Here is an 18,512-nt window from a genome sequence, read left to right as displayed (position 1 = left end):
ACGAAAAGTGCAGGGGCTGATTTTTTTATTGCGTAGCATTACCGCCGATGGCCAGCGGAGACCTGGACCCAGAATCGGCTATAGCGGGTCACTCGCAACGAAAAGCCGCTTTCCAGCGCGGCCAGGGCGAGATCGGTGTTATCGACGGGAAACACACCGGAAACCTTCAAGTCGCCAATCGCCGGATCCCAACGCAGCACACCGGGGCGATAGCGCGACAGTTCCTCCAGCAGCGCCGCCAGGGGACGGTCAATGGCGATGATGCTTCCCTTCTGCCAGGCACCGACCGACACATCGTTGCCGCGCAGCGCCCCCAACGACTGTTCGTTGAAATCCAGGCGCTGGCCGGCTTCGACCCGCATCCTTGAGCCACTTGCCAACAGGCTCACCTCGACCGCTTTCTCCAGCACCGCCACTTCGCCGCCCCACGCCTGGCTGCGGACGATAAACCGCGTGCCCAGCGCCAGCACCTCGGCCGGTCCCGTGACCACCTTGAACGGACGTCGCAAGGGATCGACCGCCGTCGTCACGAGCACCTCGCCCCGCAACAGCTCCAGGCGCCGCTGCTGTCCATCGAAACGAACATTGATCGAGGTGTCGGTGTTGAGCAGGACCGTGCTGCCATCGGCCAGCTGGAACGCGCGACGCTCGCCCACTGCGGTGCGGTAATCACAAAACAGGTTCTGGGTTGCCTGGCTGCGCCAGCCCAGCCAGCCCAGGCCGCCGGCGGACGTCAGCAGCAAGGCGCTGCGCAACACCTGGCGCCGGGATCGCTGGTGGGTGTCGCTCAAAGTCGGTGCCGCCAGGGCACCCGGCACACTCGCCATCTGCTCGGCCACCGCGGCCATGCGCTGCCAGGCCTGGCTGTGCAAGGGATCGGCGGCCAGCCAGGTGCGCCAATCGGCCCGGTCCGCGTCGGTCGCAATACCGGAATGCAGTCGGGCGTACCAGCGCGCCGCCACGCGGATGGCTTGCAGCTCGTCGGGGGGCAGGTTCATGAAAGCTGCAATTGAATTTGCATCAGGCAGCAATGTTCCATGGCCTTGGCCATGTGGTTGTTGACCGTGCGGACGCTGACGCCCAGGCGCTCGGCAATTTGCGGGTACGTCAGGCCATCGAACTGCGACAGAATGAACGCCTGCCTGACGCGCGGCCCCAGCCCCAGGAGCAGACGGTCGATCTCCATCAGGGCCTGGAGCAGGATCGCCTGCTCTTCCAGCGATGGGTGCTGCTCTTGCGGCATGGCGGCCAAGGCTTCGAGGTAGGATTGTTCCAGCGAGCGCCGGCGAAACAGGTCGATCAACAGCCCTTTGGCGATCATCGACAGGTACGGTCGCGGCTCACGGATATCCAGCGCGGTGCGCGCCTTGATGACTCGCACAAACGTATCCTGGGTCAGGTCGGCGGCATCGAACGTGTTGCCCAAGCGCTTGCGCAACCAGCCCTGGAGCCAATTGTGATGATCACTGTACAGAACGTCGACAGCACTGCGTAGGGACAGATCGTTGGCGGGCATGGCAATGGAATAATTCGCGACTGATAATGACTCGCATTGTCATGGAGCCCATCGCCGCTTGCAACCCAAACGTGCCTGGCCGCCGCCACCCTCTGGGATTACTCAGTGCATCGCGTGATTTTTCACCGTGCTCTCCACCAGATCCAGCATCTGGCCCAGGGCCCAGGGCTTGGCGATGAACGACGCGTGGTGCTTGATCCCGGCGCTTTCCGGCGTTTCGAAGCCGGACATGATCAGCAGCGGGATCTGCGGCCAGCGGTCTCCGGTCAGGTTGGCCAGGTCGGCACCGTCGATCTTGCCGGGCATGGTAATGTCGGTGAGCAACAGATCGACGAAATGGGCGCTCCTTTCGAGGAACTCCAAGGCATCGTCAGCGCTTTTCTGAGGCTCCACGACAAATCCTTCTTCCTCGAGGATTTCACAGAGAAACTCCAGGATAGTCGGATCATCTTCCACCACGAGAATCAAACGCGTAGTCGCCTGGCCGTTGCCATTGGGCATCGAATTCATGAAAGTGACTCTCCTTGACCTCATAAACCTTCTTTGCGGTTTCAACCGCCTTGAAGTTATGAGCCATCCCCCTGCGAGAAATTCATTCTGCATGCCGACAGAACGGCCGAATGTCACGCCAGACACCCCTTGGCAACGCAGCGCAACGCTTTTATCTGTATATCCATACAGATAAAACTTGCCCTTGTGCGCATCCATGACCATGCTACAACCCCATGAAATCTGCTCAGGAAAAGGGCGCTATGCAGCTGTACCTGTGTGAAAAGCCGTCCCAGGCCAAGGACATCGCCGCGGTGCTCGGTGCCACGCGCCGTGGCGACGGTTGCTGGCTGGGTCCTGGCGTCACGGTCACCTGGTGCATCGGCCATCTGCTGGAAACCGCCCCACCCGACGCCTACGACGCGCGCTACAAGCGCTGGGTCCTGGCCGACCTGCCCATTGTGCCTGCGCAATGGAAAATGACCGTCAAGCCGAAAACCGCCAGCCAGTACAAGGCGGTCAAGCGCCTGCTGGGGGAAGCGAAGGAACTGGTGATCGCCACCGACGCCGACCGCGAAGGCGAAATGATCGCCCGGGAGTTGGTGGAGCATTGCCGGTATCGCGGACCGATCCGACGGCTATGGCTGTCAGCCCTGGACGAAGCGTCGATCCGCAAGGCCCTGGCCGCCCTCAAGCCGGGCGTCGAAACCTTCAACCTGTATCACTCGGCCCTGGGCCGCTCCCGGGCCGACTGGCTGATCGGCATGAACATGAGTCGCCTGTTCACCTTGCTGGGGCGCCAGTCCGGCTACCAGGGCGTGTTGCCGGTAGGCCGCGTGCAGACGCCGACGCTGCGACTGGTGGTGGACCGCGACCGCAGCATCGCCAACTTCGTGCCGGTCGCCTATTGGGCCATCGACGTGCAGCTCAGCCATGAAGGCACGGCGTTCACCGCCCAGTGGCGCGCCGACCCGGATGCCTGCGACGACCAGGAACGCTGCCTGAACCAGGCCCTGGCCCGGGACGCGGCCGAGGCCATGGGCAACGCCGCCACCGCCCGGACACTGAAGGTGCGTACCGAACGCCTGCGCGAAGCGGCGCCGTTGCCCTTCGACCTGGGCACCCTGCAAGAAGTCTGCTCGAAGAAACTCGGCCTCGGCGCCCAGGAAACCCTGGACATTGCCCAGTCGCTCTACGAGACCTACAAGCTCATCACCTACCCCCGCAGCGATTGCGGTTTCCTGCCCTTGAGCCAGCACAGCGAAGCACCGGCCATCCTGGCCGCCCTCGCCCAGGCCGACCCGAGCCTCGCGCCGCTGCGCGAGCATTTGCAGCCGCAGCGCAAATCCCGGGCCTGGAACGACGCCAAGGTCAGTGCCCACCACGGCATCATTCCCACCGCCGCCGCCAGGAACCTCGACAAACTCGCCGGCAAGCAGCGTGCGGTCTACACGTTGATTCGCGCGCGCTACCTGGCGCAGTTCCTGCCCAACCACGAATACGACCGGACCCAGGCCGACTTCGACTGTGCTGGCCAGGCGCTGCGTGCCGTGGGCAAGCAGATCGTCGAACCCGGCTGGAAACGCGCCCTGCCCGAAGCACTGGCGCCGGCAAAGGGCCGTGAAGCACCAGCACCGCAAACCTTGCCGGCACTGGCCGAAGGTCGCGATTGCACGGTGGACGAGGTGAAACCCAAGGACCTATGGACCCAGCCGCCCAAGCCCTTCACTGAAGGCGACCTGATCAAGGCGATGAAGAATGTCGCCAAACTGGTGGAAGACCCGCTGCTCAAACAGAAGCTCAAGGACACCACCGGCATCGGCACCGAAGCGACCCGAGCCTCGATCATCCAGGGACTACTCGACCGCGGTTACCTGGTGAAGAATGGCAAGGCCCTGTCCGCCACACCGGCGGCCTTCAGCCTCATCGACGCCGTGCCCCGGGCCATCGCCGACCCGGGCACCACCGCCATCTGGGAGCAGGCCCTGGACATGGTGCAAAGCGGTGAAATGAGCCTGGAAGAATTCGTGACCCGGCAAGCCGCCTGGATGAGCAAGCACGTCGCCCGCTGCCAGGGCATGAGCCTGACCATCAGCGGCCCGGCCAGCCCCGCCGGGCGTGGCGCAACGCCATGGAAAAACAAACGCAAGCCGACCAAGCGCAAGACCGGCGGCGCACCGCGCAAGGCCAACAAAAATCAGCCCACCTGATTCCCCTGTGGGAGCGAGCTTGCTCGCGATGACGGTGAATCAGCCATCAGATAATTGACTGACACACCGCCATCGCGAGCAAGCTCGCTCCCACATTGATTGTGTGTCTGACCGGAAATCCTCATACCCAAACCATTTTGTCCGACAATATGTAGTGAACAAAAATAATCACTACAAAACCGTTGACGCCTCCGATTTGCCCTTGCATGATGCAGACGTCTCCCCGATCGGGAGTACAGGCAACTGTTTGAGCAAGCTCGTCTGACCGCCGAGCTGTTTTTTGGATAAGGGACTGCCCACAAGGCAGATTGAAGGTGCTGACCTGGCATGATCGTCCGGTAACAAGGACGAGAAACGTCGGCGAAGATCCTCATGACGCGCGTGGTCGACCCTCGAAAGTTGACACTGCCTGATGATTCTTCGCTGTTTCTCTTCGTTGTAGCGCATTTGCGTAGCAGCCCTTCGATAACACTACACAACCGATGCACGACCCCGTCGAAGTTCGACGGACGAACGCTGACGGCCTGGTTTCGGTAGCAGGCAGGCACTTACCGAGTAGCGAAGTTTTTGCGAACCACCAGACAGATCAACCAAATGGTCAAGGGGCTTACACATGAATCTGAATAATCAACCATCTATTGATGAACTGGCTCGCATGTTCGCCGCACACAAGGACACACTCGACAGCCATATCCTGTGGATCAGCAAGACTGGCCAGGTCCATATGGACTGCCTGTCGCCCTACACCCAAGAAGACGAGTTCGAAAAGAACACGCAAGAACTGTGTGCCCGGCTGAAGATGTACCGCCGTGGCCAGGGCTACGTCGGCAAGAAGGCCGCGGCTGACAAAGACTTCATGGGCCGCGTGCTGCAAACGCTGACCCAGGCCTGGCAGTCGATGCAGAACACTTCCGAGGTCCGGGTCATCGACCGCCTCTGCTGATATCCCCTAACGAAAAGGCCCGCGCCTGAATCAGGAGCGGGCCTTTTTTATGCGGCAGGAAACTAGAACACCGACCAGCCGATCCGTTGGCTCATCAACTCCAGCGCCGCCATGCCGGCCAGGGAGTTGCCGGCGGCGTTGAGTTCAGGCGACCAGACGCATACGGTAAACCGTCCCGGCACCACGGCGACAATCCCGCCACCGACACCGCTCTTGCCCGGCAGGCCGACGCGATAAGCAAAGTTGCCGGCCTCATCGTAAAGGCCGCTGGTGGCCATGATGGAATTGACCTGTTGGGTCTGCCGGGCGCTGAGGATCTGCTCGCCGCTGTGTTTGCAGAACCCGTCGTTGGCCAGGAAGCAGAATGCCCGCGCCAGATCGATGCAGCTCATCCGCAAGGCACAATGGCTGAAATAACTGCGCAACACCGCTTCCACGTCGTTATGGAAGTTGCCGAACGACTGCATCAGGTACGCCATCGCTGCGTTGCGGGCGCGGTGCTGGTATTCCGACTCGGCGACCTTGCCGTCCACCATGACCTGGGGGTTACCCGACAGGCGGCGCACAAAATCGCGCATCGACAGCGCCGGCGCGGCGAAACGCGACTGGTTGATATCACAAATCACCAACGCGCCGGCATTGATGAACGGATTGCGCGGCCGGCCGCGCTCGAACTCCAGTTGTACCAGGGAGTTGAAGGGCTGGCCGGATGGCTCATGACCCAGGCGCTCCCAGATCGCTTCGCCGGAATGCCCGATGGCCTGCACCAGGCTGAACACCTTGGAAATACTCTGCACCGAAAACGCTGTTTCGGCGTCGCCGGCACAATACAACTCGCCATCATTGCCATACACGGCAATACCCAACTGGTTGGGTACCACCGTGCCGAGGGCAGGAATGTAATCGGCGACCTTGCCCTGACCGATCAGGGGGCGAACCGCATCGAGGATCTCGTTCAACAGTGCTTGCATATGCGCGGGGTCCAGTCATTCCCCGTTCGAGTGCGGGGATACAGACGCTAGACGCTGGTGGGCGGGGTCAGAGCACACTGATTATCAAGCTTCAGGCACACAACCCTTGCTCCCACAGGATGCAAGCGTCTTCATCGAGCGGTCTATAGTTCAAAGGATCAATCGGCAGGAGTAGACGATGCGTCAGATCATGCAAAAAGAACCCTGGTGGGCCTCGCCGCCCCAGCCCGGGCAGGATGAAAGCGAGCTGGAATGGGGGTGGCTGGTGATCTACAGCGAAGGCGAGCCGCGCTTCGAGTTCATCAAGGAACGCCCATCGGACGAGCAGATCCGCCATCGCAAGGGTTGTCGCGTCACCCTCGGATCAGAATGAACCGTCCCGTCACGGCTTGATGTCCGGCAATGCCACCGCTCGATTGGCCAGGTCCGCCTCCACCAGGTTGCCTTCTATTTCCTCGTCCAGGTAGTACACCGGTGCCATCACCCCGCTGAGGGGATGCTTGAGTGACTTGAACCACGCCTCGTCGAACGCAGCGCTCAGGCTTTTGCGGATCTGCGCCTCCATTTCCGGCCGCTCGCCCTCGTGGATGATCGCGCGAATGCCCGCCACGCCCACCGAGATCAACGCCCCCGCCGCCTTCCCGGCCACGGCCGCCGCCGCACCGGTTGCCCCACGCGTGGCGAACTGGGCCTCGATTTTTTCACTGGTGCGTTGCGCCACCGTGGCGATCACCGCCTCCGAGGGTCCGGCACCTGTGGTTGCAGCCTTGTTGACGTGATCGATCAGGGCCGCATAGGCCGGCAGGGTGTTCAACGGTTCGGTGTGGACCATCTCGTACAACGAAGCGTCACGCGCCGCTGGCGGGCCGAGGCGGATGGCCGGGATGCCGTGCAGGCGTCGGTTCATCAGTTCGTTCGGGATGCGATGCCGCAGGGCGATGACCTGGACCTGCTGATTGAGCTGGCGCAGGTAGTAGCCTGTGGCGTTGGCCCTGATCGCCTCGGGATCGATTTCCACCGCCACCGGTTCCAGCACCTGCTCGCGATATTGTTCTTGCAGGTAAACCGCCAGGCGCCTGGCCGAGGAGTCCGTCTCGCCCTCGGCGCTGGCGGCGTACCAGCTGACCTTCACCGCCAGCCACTCCTGGGTCCAATAGCTGCTGAACCAGGGGATGAATTCAACCTCGGTGCGCTCATAGACCAACACGCGCCAATGCTCCATCGACCCACGGGCGTAGAGTGCCGCCTGCTCGACGGCGCTTTTCGAGGCTGCGATGAGCTGCTGGTCCACCTGTCGCCAAGTGTCCTGGGAAATCGCCACCGAGGCGACCTGTTGACCGCGCTGCGGCGTGGCGCACCCCGCCAGAACGAGCACAACGGCCAGCATCAGCGAACGCAGCACGATCGCGCCACCCCGGATTCACGTCATCCACGGGGTTGAGTATACATCGCCAATTCAACCCACCCGCCTTGAGCACATAGGGTGATCAAACCGGGAGTGGCGCCATGTCATCAACACCGACCCGGGGGAAACTCCGGATGTTCCAGGCATTTGCCGAAACGTTGGCGAAAGGCGTTGGAGAGTCTTTCAACCCAACGCCGTATCGAGAAACATCATCACCGCAAACCCCATCATCAACCCCAGGGTGGCCGGGGTTTCATGGCCATTGCGATGGGTCTCGGGAATCACCTCGTGGGAGACCACGAAAATCATCGCACCCGCCGCCAGCCCCAGGCTGATGGGGTACGCGACGGCCACGCCCGACGACATGCCCAGGCCGATCACCGCCCCCAGGGGCTCCATCAGCCCCGAACCGACCGCGATGAGCGCAGCACGCAAGGTGCTGATACCGGTGACCCGCAGCGCCATGGCAATGGCCAGGCCTTCGGGGATGTCCTGGATAGCGATGGCGGTGGTCAGGGGCAAGCCGACCTTGAAGTCGCCGTCGGCAAAACTGACGCCGATGGCCATGCCTTCCGGCAGGTTGTGCAAGGTGATGGCGAGCACGAACAGCCACACACGGTTAATGCGCTCGACTTCAGGACCACGCCGCCCACTCAACTCGTGTTCGTGGGGCACGAAACGGTCGAGGCCGATCATCAGGGCCACACCCAAGCCCAGGCCAACCACGACGACAAACGCGGCCAGCAGCTGATTGCCACAAATCACCTGCGCCGCTTCGATGCCCGGCAGGATCAATGAGAAGGAGCTGGCGGCGAGCATCATGCCGGCGGCGAAACCCAGCATGATGTCCTGGGTGCGCGACGAGATATCCCGCAACACCACCGCCATCAATGCCCCCAGGGCGGTGGCGGCAAAACCCGATGTACCGCCCAGCACGGCGTAGCCCAGGTTTTGACGATTGGCGCCAACCAGGGCGTTGTAGCCACTGTAGAGCAACAACGCGGCCACCAACGCAAGCCCGAGCCAGAACGTGACCCCCAACAGCCAGTTCTCTTGCACGGGGTTCAGCCAGGTGCGCCAGGGCGATCGAATCCGGGAGGTGGGCTGGTCCATCGAATGTCCTTAGGGGGGCTTGGCCGTGGTATGGCCTGGAATACCGGGCGTGGGAGTCGCCTCCCTCGCCATCGGTTTACAGTTTGTCACCTTGCATCCCTGAACCCAAGTCGGCGCCCGTGGTGGGGTTGCTTTCGGGGTCGGACATCGTCCGCGCCTTCAGCCATCTTGCCCTTGGCGCCTTTGTTCAACATCACGATGATCGAACCGATCACTTCCAGATGGCTCGAGCAGCATGAAAGCCTGAAGAAGTTAAACATTTGGTTTTTAATCAAGACAGAAGACGAGTGGTTAATTGAAACCCTGGCTCACTCGCTTATCTTTTAAACAATCAATACACCAGTGAAGCCGGGCATCAATACCCGATTTTTAATATCACGGTCGGACCAGGTCCCATGCCAACGGCACGGGACCTGCGAGACCACGGGACATTACGATTCACGACCGCCGCCATGGCTTTTTTCAGCCCCTTTCCTGCCGGCCCCGGAGGCTTTTTCCCGGTCATTGGCAACGTTGCCGCCAGACGCCTGGCCACCTTTGCGGCCGGCTTCCGAAGCCCGCTCAGGGTCGTTGGCAAAGTTCCCCCCCGAAGCTTGCCCGCCTTTGCGACCGGCTTCAGCGGCGCGTTTCGGGTCGTTGGCAAAATTGCCGCCCGACGCCTGGCCACCCTTGCGTCCAGCCTCGGAGGCGCGCTCAGGATTATTGGCGAAGTTGCCACCCGACGCCTGGCCACCTTTTTTCCCGGCTTCCGATGCCTTCTCACGATCGTTAGCGAAATTGCCAGGGTTGTTATTACCTGTGTTAGCCATTTCATTCACCTCGTTTAGTTGATCTCCACGAGCCTTGCTGACTCGTCTTATTCGGAAAACATGACGCCGCCAAGGTTTGAAGGAAACGCGGCAAACGGCGACGAGTGGTCAATGCTTGATGTATATCGCCGCCGCCGTGGTCTTTAGTGCAACAGGCTATTAAACAGGCCGAGACCGAAACTTCATCCAGTGACAGCCCTGTGGGAGCGAGCTTGCTCGCGATGCGGTGTGTCAGTCATATCAATGCAGGCTGATCCGACGCTATCGCGAGCAAGCTCGCTCCCACAATTGCCCCGCTTCAACATTCAAAACAGTGCGTGTCTTTCCACGCTGTCCGCCAAAGGCCAGGCAACGCCGGCACCCCATTGCACCGGTCTCGTCACCTGGCCTCGCGCCGTTCCAGGAAGCCAAAACGCGCGGGCTGCCGGCGTTGTCCTGCACCACCGCACTGACCGGCTTGCGGCGTCCGGATACCCTGTCGCCGATACCCGGATTAGTGGTTGAACATCCGTTGCGGATCCACCTCGCCTTGGCAATCGGGGCAACCGCACTTTAATTTGCTCATGCTCTTTCTCCCGAGGTCACGGGTTGAAGGCGTCGTCACAACTGGACATCAAGGTTCGCCGCCGCAACACCGTGGTTGGCCACATACACATCGGCAGTCCAGCCCTTGGTCAGGTTGTGATAAGACTGGGTACCCAAGGCCGTACCGCTGTCCCATGCCAGAATGTCGCCAATATCGATGTCACTGGCTGAACTCAGCTTCAGCACCGTATGGCGGTCCTCTTGCTTCACGTACACACCCACCATTGAACTCTCTCGATTGATGGCCCGTACTTCACCCTTGGTCCGCTTCATACGTTTCCTCTCTCGGCAGTTCCAGGAGCGGTCGCCCCCCGGGACCGGCCGCTCTTGGCTGCTCAGCGCTTGGCTTCGGTATGCGGGGGTTCTGAAGTACCGCACATAAAAGTGGATAGCGCGGCACGGGGGAAAGTTTGAACAAACCAGCCCCAGGGCGACGAAAGGCGTCGACTCGATCCAAGTGCTAACCTCAACGGCCCAAGGCCAGCGCAGACACCTCCCATGCCCGAAGACCTTCACCAGGCACCCATCGATCAGTTACTGGCGTACACCGCCGGGCGCCGCTTCCTGGTGCTCACCGGCGCCGGCATCAGTACCCCTTCGGGCATCCCCGATTACCGCGACAGCGACGGGGTCCGTCGGGGTCGACAACCGATGATGTACCAGGAGTTCCTCGCCCAGCCCGAGGCACGACGGCGCTACTGGGCGAGAGCGATGCTGGGCTGGCCCCGGGTCAGGCAGGCCAGGCCGAACGTGGCTCACGAAGCCTTGGCCGAGTTGCAGGCGCAGCAACGCATCACCGGCCTGATTACCCAGAATGTCGACACCCTGCATGACCAGGCCGGCAGCCAGGACGTCATCGAACTGCACGGCAGCCTGCATCGCGTGCTGTGCCTGGATTGCGGCCAGCGCAGCGAGCGACAGCAGATTCAACGGTTGATGGAAACCGCAAACCCTTACCTGGCGGGTGTCGATGCGGTGCAGGCCCCCGATGGCGACACCCTGCTCGACCCCGCGTTCGAGGCACGCTTCCAAGTGCCCCATTGCCCCCATTGCGGCGGCGAGCGGTTGAAACCCGACGTGGTGTTTTTCGGCGAGAACGTCGCCCCCCTCACCGCGACCCGCGCCATGCAAGCCGTCGAGCAAGCGGACGGCCTGCTGGTGGTGGGTTCGTCGCTGATGGCGTATTCGGCGTTTCGCCTGTGCCGGGCCATCAAGGATCAGGGCAAGCCGCTGCTGGCGATCAACCGCGGCAAGACCCGGGCCGATGAGTTGCTGGACCTCAAGCTTGAAGAGCCGTGTGAACAACTACTGCCATTGCTGGCACAGCACCCGTTCTAACCGCCCCACCCACCCCTGTGGGAGCGAGCTTGCTCGCGATGGCGTCGGATCAGCCAGCAGTGATATTGACTGACACACCGCCATCGCGAGCAAGCTCGCTCCCACAGGATCATCGTTCCCACAGGGTCAGTGTTCGCCTGTGGTCAACGTGCCCAACTCCTGATCCCTGAGCGTATCGAACAACGCCTGCGCCGCCGCCGACAGTTCATGCCCCGGCTTGGTCAGCACCCCGATGGCTCGCTCGATCACCGGCTCACTCAAGGTGATGCAACGGGCACCCAGCTCATGCATCTGCCCGACGCACAGAGCCGGCACGGCACTGACCCCCAGCCCACTGGCGACCATCCGTCCGACGGTCGCCAACTGGTGGCTCTCGAACTCCACCGGCAGTTTCATGCCCCGGGCCTGCAGATGCTCTTCCAGCATCACCCGTACCGTGGAGGGTCGTTGCAGCGTGATGAACGGCTGCTCCAGCAGGGTTTCCCAGTGGATTTCGTCGCGCTGGGCAAAGGCTGAATCCAACGGCACCACCGCGACGAAGCGATCGAGGTACAAGGGCGTGAACGCCAGGGACGAACCCTGCATCGGCTCGAACGCCACGCCCAGTTCGACATGACGATCACGGACCATTTCCAGCACTTGTTCGTTGATCACATCGTTGACCGTGACGTTGACATTCGGATAGCGGGCGCGGAAGGTCTTGAGGATCGGCGGCAACAGGTTGCCGGCAAACGAAGGCATCGCCGCCAGCGTCACGCGACCGCGCTGCAAGGTGAAGCGCTGGCGCATTTCGTCCTCGGCGTTGTCCCAGTCGGCTACCAGGCGGCGAGCCAGTGGCAGCAAGGATTCACCTTCGGGGGTCAACGCCACGTTACGGGTATTACGGCTGAACAGACGACCGCCGAGGCCCTCTTCCAAGGCCTTGATGGTCAGGCTCAGGGCCGATTGCGACAGGTGCAGCCGCTCGCAGGCCACGGCGAAACTCAGGCTCTGGGCCACCGCGAGGAAGGCACGGATCTGCTTGAGGGTCATGGTCGCTGTGCTCCGAGGGCAATTATTGAGTTTTATCAATCAATCCAATCTAAAAATCAACTTAACAAATATATGACTTGGCGCAACACTGCATTTCATTGCGACCCCATCAAGAATAAAAGAGGTGTCTATGGCAGGTTTCGACAAACGCGTGAGCTCTTATGAACAAGCGCTGGAAGGCTTGAAGGACGGCATGACCGTCATCGCCGGCGGCTTCGGCCTGTGCGGTATTCCGGAAAACCTGATCGCCGAGATCAAGCGCAAGGGCATCCGCGACCTCACCGTGGTGTCCAATAACTGCGGCGTCGACGGTTTCGGCCTCGGCGTGCTGTTGGAAGACCGGCAGATCCGCAAGGTGATCGCCTCCTACGTGGGCGAGAACGCCCTGTTCGAGCAGCAACTGCTGAGCGGCGAAATCGAAGTCGTGCTCACCCCCCAAGGCACCCTCGCCGAAAAAATGCGCGCCGGTGGCGCCGGCATCCCAGCGTTCTTCACCGCCACCGGCGTTGGCACGCCCGTGGCCGAAGGCAAGGAAGTGCGTGAATTCCACGGCCGCCAGTACCTGATGGAAGAGTCCATCACCGGCGACTTCGCCATCGTCAAAGGCTGGAAGGCCGACCATTTCGGCAACGTCATCTATCGCCACACCGCCCAGAACTTCAACCCGCTGGCCGCCACGGCGGGCAAGATCACCGTGGTGGAAGTCGAAGAAATCGTCGAACCCGGCGAGCTGGACCCGACGCAAATCCACACCCCTGGCATCTACGTCGACCGGGTCATTTGCGGCACGTTCGAAAAACGCATCGAACAGCGCACCGTGCGTAAGTGATCCCCTGCCCCGGCCCGAATGAAGGAATAAGAACATGGCACTTTCCCGCGAACAAATGGCTCAACGCGTCGCCCGCGAAATGCAGGACGGCTACTACGTGAACCTGGGCATCGGCATTCCGACCCTGGTTGCCAACTACATTCCCGAAGGCATGGAAGTCATGCTGCAGTCGGAAAACGGCCTGCTCGGCATGGGCGCGTTTCCCACCGAAGCCGAAGTCGATGCCGACATGATCAACGCCGGCAAACAGACGGTCACTGCGCGCATCGGCGCCTCGATCTTCTCCTCGGCCGAATCGTTTGCCATGATCCGTGGCGGCCACATCGACCTGACCGTGCTCGGCGCATTCGAGGTGGATGTCGAAGGCAACATTGCCTCGTGGATGATCCCCGGCAAGCTGGTCAAGGGCATGGGCGGTGCGATGGACCTGGTGGCCGGTGCCGAGAACATCATCGTCACCATGACCCATGCGTCCAAGGACGGTGAGTCGAAACTGCTGCCGCGCTGCAGCCTGCCGCTGACCGGCGCCGGCTGCATCAAGCGCGTGCTGACCGACCTGGCCTACCTGGAAATCCAGGACGGCGCCTTCATCCTGAAAGAACGCGCCCCAGGCGTCAGCGTCGAGGAAATCGTCGCCAAGACCGCCGGCAAGTTGATCGTGCCGGACCACGTGCCTGAAATGCAGTTCGCTGCCCAGTGAGGAGAGATTCGATGCAAGAAGTCGTGATTGTCGCCGCTACCCGTACCGCCATCGGCAGCTTCCAGGGTTCGCTGGCTGCCATTCCCGCACCGGAACTCGGTGCCGCGGTGATTCGTCGCCTGCTGGAACAGACCGGTTTGTCCGGCGAACAGGTCGATGAAGTGATTCTCGGCCAGGTTCTGACCGCAGGTTCCGGGCAAAACCCGGCGCGCCAGGCATCGATCCTCGCCGGCCTGCCCCATGCGGTGCCGGCGCTGACCCTGAACAAGGTCTGCGGTTCGGGCCTCAAGGCGTTGCACCTGGGCGCCCAGGCGATCCGTTGTGGCGATGCCGAAGTGATCATTGCCGGCGGCATGGAAAACATGAGCCTGGCCCCCTACGTCCTGCCGGCCGCCCGCACCGGCCTGCGCATGGGCCATGCGAAGATGATCGACAGCATGATCACCGACGGCTTGTGGGATGCCTTCAACGATTACCACATGGGCATCACCGCCGAGAACCTGGTGGACAAGTACGGCATCAGCCGCGAGGAGCAGGACGCCTTCGCCGCCGCTTCCCAGCAGAAGGCCGTCGCCGCCATCGAGGGCGGTCGGTTTGCCGATGAGATCACGCCGATCCTGATTCCCCAGCGCAAAGGCGATCCGGTGGCGTTCGCCACGGATGAACAACCGCGCGCCGGTACCACCGCCGAATCCCTGGGCAAGCTCAAGCCTGCCTTCAAGAAGGATGGCAGCGTCACCGCGGGCAATGCGTCCTCGCTCAACGATGGCGCCGCCGCCGTGATCCTGATGAGCGCGGAGAAAGCCAAGGCCCTGGGCCTGCCAGTACTGGCGAAAATCAGTGCCTACGCCAATGCCGGCGTCGACCCGGCCATCATGGGCATTGGCCCGGTCTCGGCCACCCGTCGCTGCCTGGACAAGGCCGGCTGGTCGCTGGAGCAGTTGGACCTGATCGAAGCCAACGAAGCCTTCGCCGCCCAGTCGCTGGCCGTGGCCCGGGAGCTGAAATGGGACATGGACAAGGTCAACGTCAATGGCGGCGCCATCGCCCTGGGCCACCCCATCGGCGCGTCGGGTTGCCGGGTCCTGGTGTCGCTGCTGCATGAAATGATCAAGCGCGACGCCAAGAAAGGCCTCGCGACCCTGTGCATTGGCGGCGGCCAAGGCGTGGCCCTGGCGCTGGAACGGGCATAACCGACAAGGGTTCAACGGTGATTGCACGGACCCACGAATATCCGTGCAGCCACTGGCACCACCACCGGCGCGACCTCGGTTGCGCCGGTTTTTTTGCCTGCTGGTTTATGTGGATGGCTTGCCGGCCTCATCGCGAGCAAGCTCGGCTCCCACAGGGGAACTGTGGTGTGTGCAGCATTCGTGGATACCGCCGAATCCTATGGGAGCAAGCTCCCAGAATTGATTTTGGGTGTGCGCAATATCTACGTTCACCACCAAACCCTGTGGGAGCAAGCTCCAACAATGGATTTTGGGTGTGCACAATATCTACGTTCACCACCAAACCCTGTGGGAGCAAGCTCCAACAATGGATTTTGGGTGTGCGCAATATCTACGTTCACCACCAAACCCTGTGGGAGCCGAGCTTGCTCGCGATGGCGGCGGGTCTGTCTGTTGCGGTGAGCCCAGGAAAAAAAACGGCACCTTTCGGTGCCGTTCGTTTTCACATCCGGGGCTTTACTTGCGTGCCGCCTCCCATGATTTCAGCAGCTCGGTGTAGCTCACGGTTTCGCCCTTAGGCTTCTCGTTCGCCAGTTTCGGCTTCGGTGCGCCCGGTTGGTCGAACCAGTATTGCGCGTCGCGCTCAGGGTTCATCTTAGGTGCGCAGGTGGCTTGGGCCTTGGAGCGTTCCAGGCGGGTCATGATCGCATCCTGGTCCTTGGCCAACCCGTCGAGGGCCTGCTGCGGCGTTTTCTCGCCGCTGGCAGCTTCGGCGATGTGGCTCCACCACAATTGCGCCAGGCGTGGGTAGTCCGGCACGTTGGTCCCGGTCGGGGTCCATTGCACACGGGCCGGGCTGCGGTAGAACTCCACCAGGCCACCGAGTTTCGGTGCCAGGTCGGTCAGTGCCTGGGAGTTGATGTCCGACTCACGAATCGGCGTCAGACCAACGATGGTCTTCTTCAGCGACACGGTCTTGGACGTCACGAACTGCGCATAGAGCCAGGCCGCGAGTTTCTGCTTCTCAGGCGTGGACTTCATGAACGTCCAGGAACCCACGTCCTGATAGCCCAGCTTCATGCCCTCTTCCCAATACGGACCGCGTGGCGAAGGCGCCATGCGCCATTTCGGCGTGCCATCGGCGTTCATCACCGGCAGGCCCGGCTTGGTCATGTCGGCCGTGAAAGCGGTGTACCAGAAGATCTGCTGGGCGATGTTGCCTTGGGACGGCACCGGGCCGGACTCGGAGAAGGTCATGCCTGCCGCTTCCGGTGGCGCGTACTTCTTCATCCAGTCCACGTACTTGGTGGTGGCGAACACGGCCGCGGGACCGTTGGTGTCGCCGCCACGGGTCACACTGGAACCGACCGGATGGCAGTCTTCGACGCGAATGCCCCACTCGTCCACCGGCAAACCATTGGGCAAGCCCTTGTCGCCGCCACCGGCCATGGAGAACCAGGCATCGGTGAAGCGCCAGCCCAGGGACGGATCTTTCTTGCCGTAGTCCATGTGCCCGTAGACGCGCTTGCCATCGATCTCCTTGACGTCTTCGGAGAAGAACTTGGCGATGTCTTCATAGGCCGACCAGTTCACCGGCACACCCAACTCGTAGCCGTATTTCTCCTTGAACTTGGCCTTCAGGTCCGCACGCTCGAACCAGTCGGCGCGGAACCAGTACAGGTTGGCGAATTGCTGGTCGGGCAGTTGATAGACCTTGCCGTCCGGCGCGGTGGTGAAGGAAATACCGATGAAGTCCTTGAGGTCCAGGGTCGGCGAGGTGAAGTCCTTGCCTTCGTTGGCCATCAGGTCGGTGATCGATTCGGTCTTGCCGTAGCGGAAGTGCGTACCGATCAAGTCCGAGTCGTTGACCCAGCCATCATAGATATTCTTGTCCGATTGCATCTGGGTCTGCAGCTTCTCCACCACGTCGCCTTCTTGGAGCAGGTCGTGGGTCAGCTGGATCCCTGTGATTTCGGTAAAGGCCTTGGCCAGTACCTTGGATTCATACTCGTGGGTGGCGATGGTTTCCGACACCACGTTGATTTTCATCCCGCGAAACGGCTGGGCGGCCTTGATGAACCACTTGAGTTCTTCGAGCTGCTGCTCGGCTGTCAGGGTCGACGGCTTGAATTCACTGCCGATCCATTTTTTAGCGGCGTCTTCATAGGCGTCGGCCCAGGCCGTAGCGCTCAGCCCGCTGAGTGCCAGCATGGCTGCCAATGAAACGCTATGTCGCAGCTTATTGTTTTTATTGAACATAGAGACCTCCTGTTTGGGTTTAAGAGCCTGATCGTCGAATTGTCGCGATTAGCCCCACCGCATCACTGCCAACAGCCACACCCAAGACAACGCGAACGCTATCCAGATGCTCCAGTCGGTGGCGCCGATCACCAGCAAGTGCAGGTAGGCGCTACCGAGAAGACCGATAAACAACCGATCGCCACGGGTGGTGGCAATCGGCAGGAAACCACGCCGAGGGATGCTCGGCGAACGCAGTTCCCACGTGGTCATGCCTGCCAGCAGCAAGGCGATGACTCCAAAAAAAGCCGCCGTCGGGCCGGTCCAGTTCATCCATTCCATCATCGACTCCTCAGACCCGGCCCAGGGCAAAGCCCTTGGCCACGTGGTTGCGAACGAACCAGATCACCAGCATGCCCGGCAGGATGGTCAACACCCCCGCCGCCGCCAGCACCCCCCAGTCGATACCGGACGCCGATACCGTACGGGTCATGACCGCCGCGATCGGCTTGGCATTCACCGAGGTGAGCGTGCGCGCCAGCAACAGTTCGACCCAGGAAAACATGAAGCAGAAAAATGCCGTGACACCGATGCCGGAGCCGATCAACGGAATGAAGATCTTGACGAAGAACTTGGGGAAACTGTAGCCGTCAATGTAGGCGGTCTCGTCAATTTCTTTCGGCACCCCGGACATGAACCCTTCGAGGATCCACACCGCCAACGGCACGTTGAACAGGCAATGGGCCAGGGCCACGGCGATATGGGTGTCGAACAACCCGATGGACGAATACAGCTGGAAGAACGGCAACAGGAACACCGCCGGCGGGGCCATGCGGTTGGTCAGCAGCCAGAAGAACAGGTGCTTGTCCCCCAGGAACCGATAACGGGAAAACGCATAGGCGGCCGGCAACGCGACGCCCAGGGAAATCACCGTGTTCAGGCTCACGTAGTACAGCGAGTTCAAGTAACCGGTGTACCAGCTCGGGTCGGTGAAGATCACCTTGTAGTTGTGGAAGGTGAAATCCTGCGGCCACAGGGTCAGGCTGCCGAGGATCTCGGTGTTGCTCTTGAACGACATGTTCAGCAGCCAGTAGATGGGCACCAGCAGGAACAGGATGTAGATCAACAGCGGAATCAGCTTTTTCTTGCTCATTGTGCGGGC

19 protein-coding genes are annotated in these 18,512 nt (G+C 61.5%); 7 read left to right on the top strand and 12 right to left on the bottom strand.

The annotated features are described in order from the left end of the window. Positions 1-38: 38 nt before the first annotated feature. The 3 genes from AO356_RS21740 to AO356_RS21730 all read right to left on the bottom strand — a co-directional run bounded on the left by AO356_RS21740 (position 39) and on the right by AO356_RS21730 (position 2,026). A complete protein-coding gene (locus tag AO356_RS21740) occupies positions 39-998 on the bottom strand; it encodes a FecR domain-containing protein (RefSeq protein WP_060741488.1) in 960 nt (319 codons plus the stop codon). Next, positions 995-1,516 (bottom strand): sigma-70 family RNA polymerase sigma factor, encoded by a 522-nt coding sequence (locus tag AO356_RS21735; RefSeq protein WP_060741487.1) that lies wholly within the window; start codon positions 1,514-1,516, stop codon positions 995-997. Before AO356_RS21735 ends, AO356_RS21740 begins: the two co-directional genes overlap by 4 nt. A gap of 102 nt (positions 1,517-1,618) precedes the next feature. After that, positions 1,619-2,026 (bottom strand): response regulator, encoded by a 408-nt coding sequence (locus AO356_RS21730; protein ID WP_060741486.1) that lies wholly within the window; start codon positions 2,024-2,026, stop codon positions 1,619-1,621. Between the two features lie 242 nt (positions 2,027-2,268). Between AO356_RS21730 and AO356_RS21725 the strand changes: the two genes are divergently transcribed. Together AO356_RS21725 and AO356_RS21720 are read left to right on the top strand one after the other, a co-directional pair. Continuing rightward, a complete protein-coding gene (locus tag AO356_RS21725; protein ID WP_060741485.1) occupies positions 2,269-4,215 on the top strand; it encodes a DNA topoisomerase III in 1,947 nt (648 codons plus the stop codon). A 613-nt stretch (positions 4,216-4,828) separates the two neighbouring features. Next, on the top strand, positions 4,829-5,158 hold the full coding sequence (locus AO356_RS21720) for a hypothetical protein (RefSeq protein ID WP_060741484.1): 330 nt from the start codon (positions 4,829-4,831) through the stop codon (positions 5,156-5,158). 62 nt (positions 5,159-5,220) lie between these two features. Here the strand turns inward: AO356_RS21720 and glsB are convergent, their stop codons facing one another. Further along, the gene (gene glsB, locus AO356_RS21715; protein ID WP_060741483.1) at positions 5,221-6,129 is read right to left on the bottom strand and encodes a glutaminase B; all 909 of its coding nucleotides are present in this window, start codon (positions 6,127-6,129) and stop codon (positions 5,221-5,223) included. Between the two features lie 178 nt (positions 6,130-6,307). Between glsB and AO356_RS21710 the strand changes: the two genes are divergently transcribed. Further along, complete coding sequence (locus AO356_RS21710) at positions 6,308-6,502, top strand: hypothetical protein (RefSeq protein WP_053123348.1); 195 nt, start codon at positions 6,308-6,310, stop codon at positions 6,500-6,502. 9 nt (positions 6,503-6,511) lie between these two features. Here the strand turns inward: AO356_RS21710 and AO356_RS21705 are convergent, their stop codons facing one another. From AO356_RS21705 to AO356_RS21690, 4 genes are all read right to left on the bottom strand, one after another. Continuing rightward, positions 6,512-7,531 carry a hypothetical protein gene (locus AO356_RS21705; RefSeq protein WP_060741482.1) on the bottom strand — a complete coding sequence of 340 codons (1,020 nt, stop codon included), beginning with the start codon at positions 7,529-7,531 and terminating at the stop codon, positions 6,512-6,514. Between the two features lie 186 nt (positions 7,532-7,717). After that, the gene (locus AO356_RS21700) at positions 7,718-8,647 is read right to left on the bottom strand and encodes a ZIP family metal transporter (RefSeq protein ID WP_060741481.1); all 930 of its coding nucleotides are present in this window, start codon (positions 8,645-8,647) and stop codon (positions 7,718-7,720) included. Between the two features lie 431 nt (positions 8,648-9,078). Then, positions 9,079-9,456, bottom strand: coding sequence for a general stress protein (locus tag AO356_RS21695; RefSeq protein WP_060741480.1), 378 nt, complete (start codon positions 9,454-9,456; stop codon positions 9,079-9,081). 600 nt (positions 9,457-10,056) lie between these two features. Further along, complete coding sequence (locus AO356_RS21690) at positions 10,057-10,314, bottom strand: hypothetical protein (protein WP_060741479.1); 258 nt, start codon at positions 10,312-10,314, stop codon at positions 10,057-10,059. Between the two features lie 225 nt (positions 10,315-10,539). On the opposite strand from AO356_RS21690, the gene AO356_RS21685 reads away from it, so the two are divergent. After that, the gene (locus AO356_RS21685) at positions 10,540-11,379 is read left to right on the top strand and encodes an NAD-dependent protein deacetylase (RefSeq protein ID WP_060741478.1); all 840 of its coding nucleotides are present in this window, start codon (positions 10,540-10,542) and stop codon (positions 11,377-11,379) included. A gap of 126 nt (positions 11,380-11,505) precedes the next feature. On the opposite strand, the gene AO356_RS21680 is transcribed toward AO356_RS21685, so the two are convergent. Further along, positions 11,506-12,411: a LysR family transcriptional regulator gene (locus AO356_RS21680; RefSeq protein WP_060741477.1), complete on the bottom strand. Its 906-nt coding sequence runs from the start codon at positions 12,409-12,411 to the stop codon at positions 11,506-11,508. A gap of 130 nt (positions 12,412-12,541) precedes the next feature. Between AO356_RS21680 and AO356_RS21675 the strand changes: the two genes are divergently transcribed. From AO356_RS21675 to AO356_RS21665, 3 genes are read left to right on the top strand one after another with little or no spacing between them, the layout of a single operon-like run. Further along, the gene (locus tag AO356_RS21675) at positions 12,542-13,240 is read left to right on the top strand and encodes a CoA transferase subunit A (RefSeq protein WP_060741476.1); all 699 of its coding nucleotides are present in this window, start codon (positions 12,542-12,544) and stop codon (positions 13,238-13,240) included. Between the two features lie 34 nt (positions 13,241-13,274). Continuing rightward, positions 13,275-13,940, top strand: a complete 666-nt coding sequence (locus AO356_RS21670) for a CoA transferase subunit B (RefSeq protein WP_003180355.1) — start codon at positions 13,275-13,277, stop codon at positions 13,938-13,940. 11 nt (positions 13,941-13,951) lie between these two features. Next, complete coding sequence (locus AO356_RS21665; protein ID WP_060741475.1) at positions 13,952-15,133, top strand: acetyl-CoA C-acetyltransferase; 1,182 nt, start codon at positions 13,952-13,954, stop codon at positions 15,131-15,133. Positions 15,134-15,628: 495 nt separating this feature from the next. Here the strand turns inward: AO356_RS21665 and AO356_RS21660 are convergent, their stop codons facing one another. The 3 genes from AO356_RS21660 to AO356_RS21650 are packed head-to-tail and all read right to left on the bottom strand — an operon-like array spanning position 15,629 to position 18,503. Next, positions 15,629-17,371 (bottom strand): extracellular solute-binding protein, encoded by a 1,743-nt coding sequence (locus AO356_RS21660; protein WP_060741474.1) that lies wholly within the window; start codon positions 17,369-17,371, stop codon positions 15,629-15,631. Between the two features lie 48 nt (positions 17,372-17,419). Next, positions 17,420-17,692, bottom strand: a complete 273-nt coding sequence (locus AO356_RS21655; RefSeq protein WP_053123382.1) for a DUF2160 domain-containing protein — start codon at positions 17,690-17,692, stop codon at positions 17,420-17,422. Positions 17,693-17,702: 10 nt separating this feature from the next. After that, positions 17,703-18,503: a carbohydrate ABC transporter permease gene (locus tag AO356_RS21650; RefSeq protein WP_060741473.1), complete on the bottom strand. Its 801-nt coding sequence runs from the start codon at positions 18,501-18,503 to the stop codon at positions 17,703-17,705. Positions 18,504-18,512 lie beyond the last annotated feature (9 nt).

This window comes from Pseudomonas fluorescens (genome assembly GCF_001307275.1).
GTDB classification, from domain to species: domain Bacteria; phylum Pseudomonadota; class Gammaproteobacteria; order Pseudomonadales; family Pseudomonadaceae; genus Aquipseudomonas; species Aquipseudomonas fluorescens_AA.
This window is presented reverse-complemented; position numbering and strand designations above follow the sequence as displayed.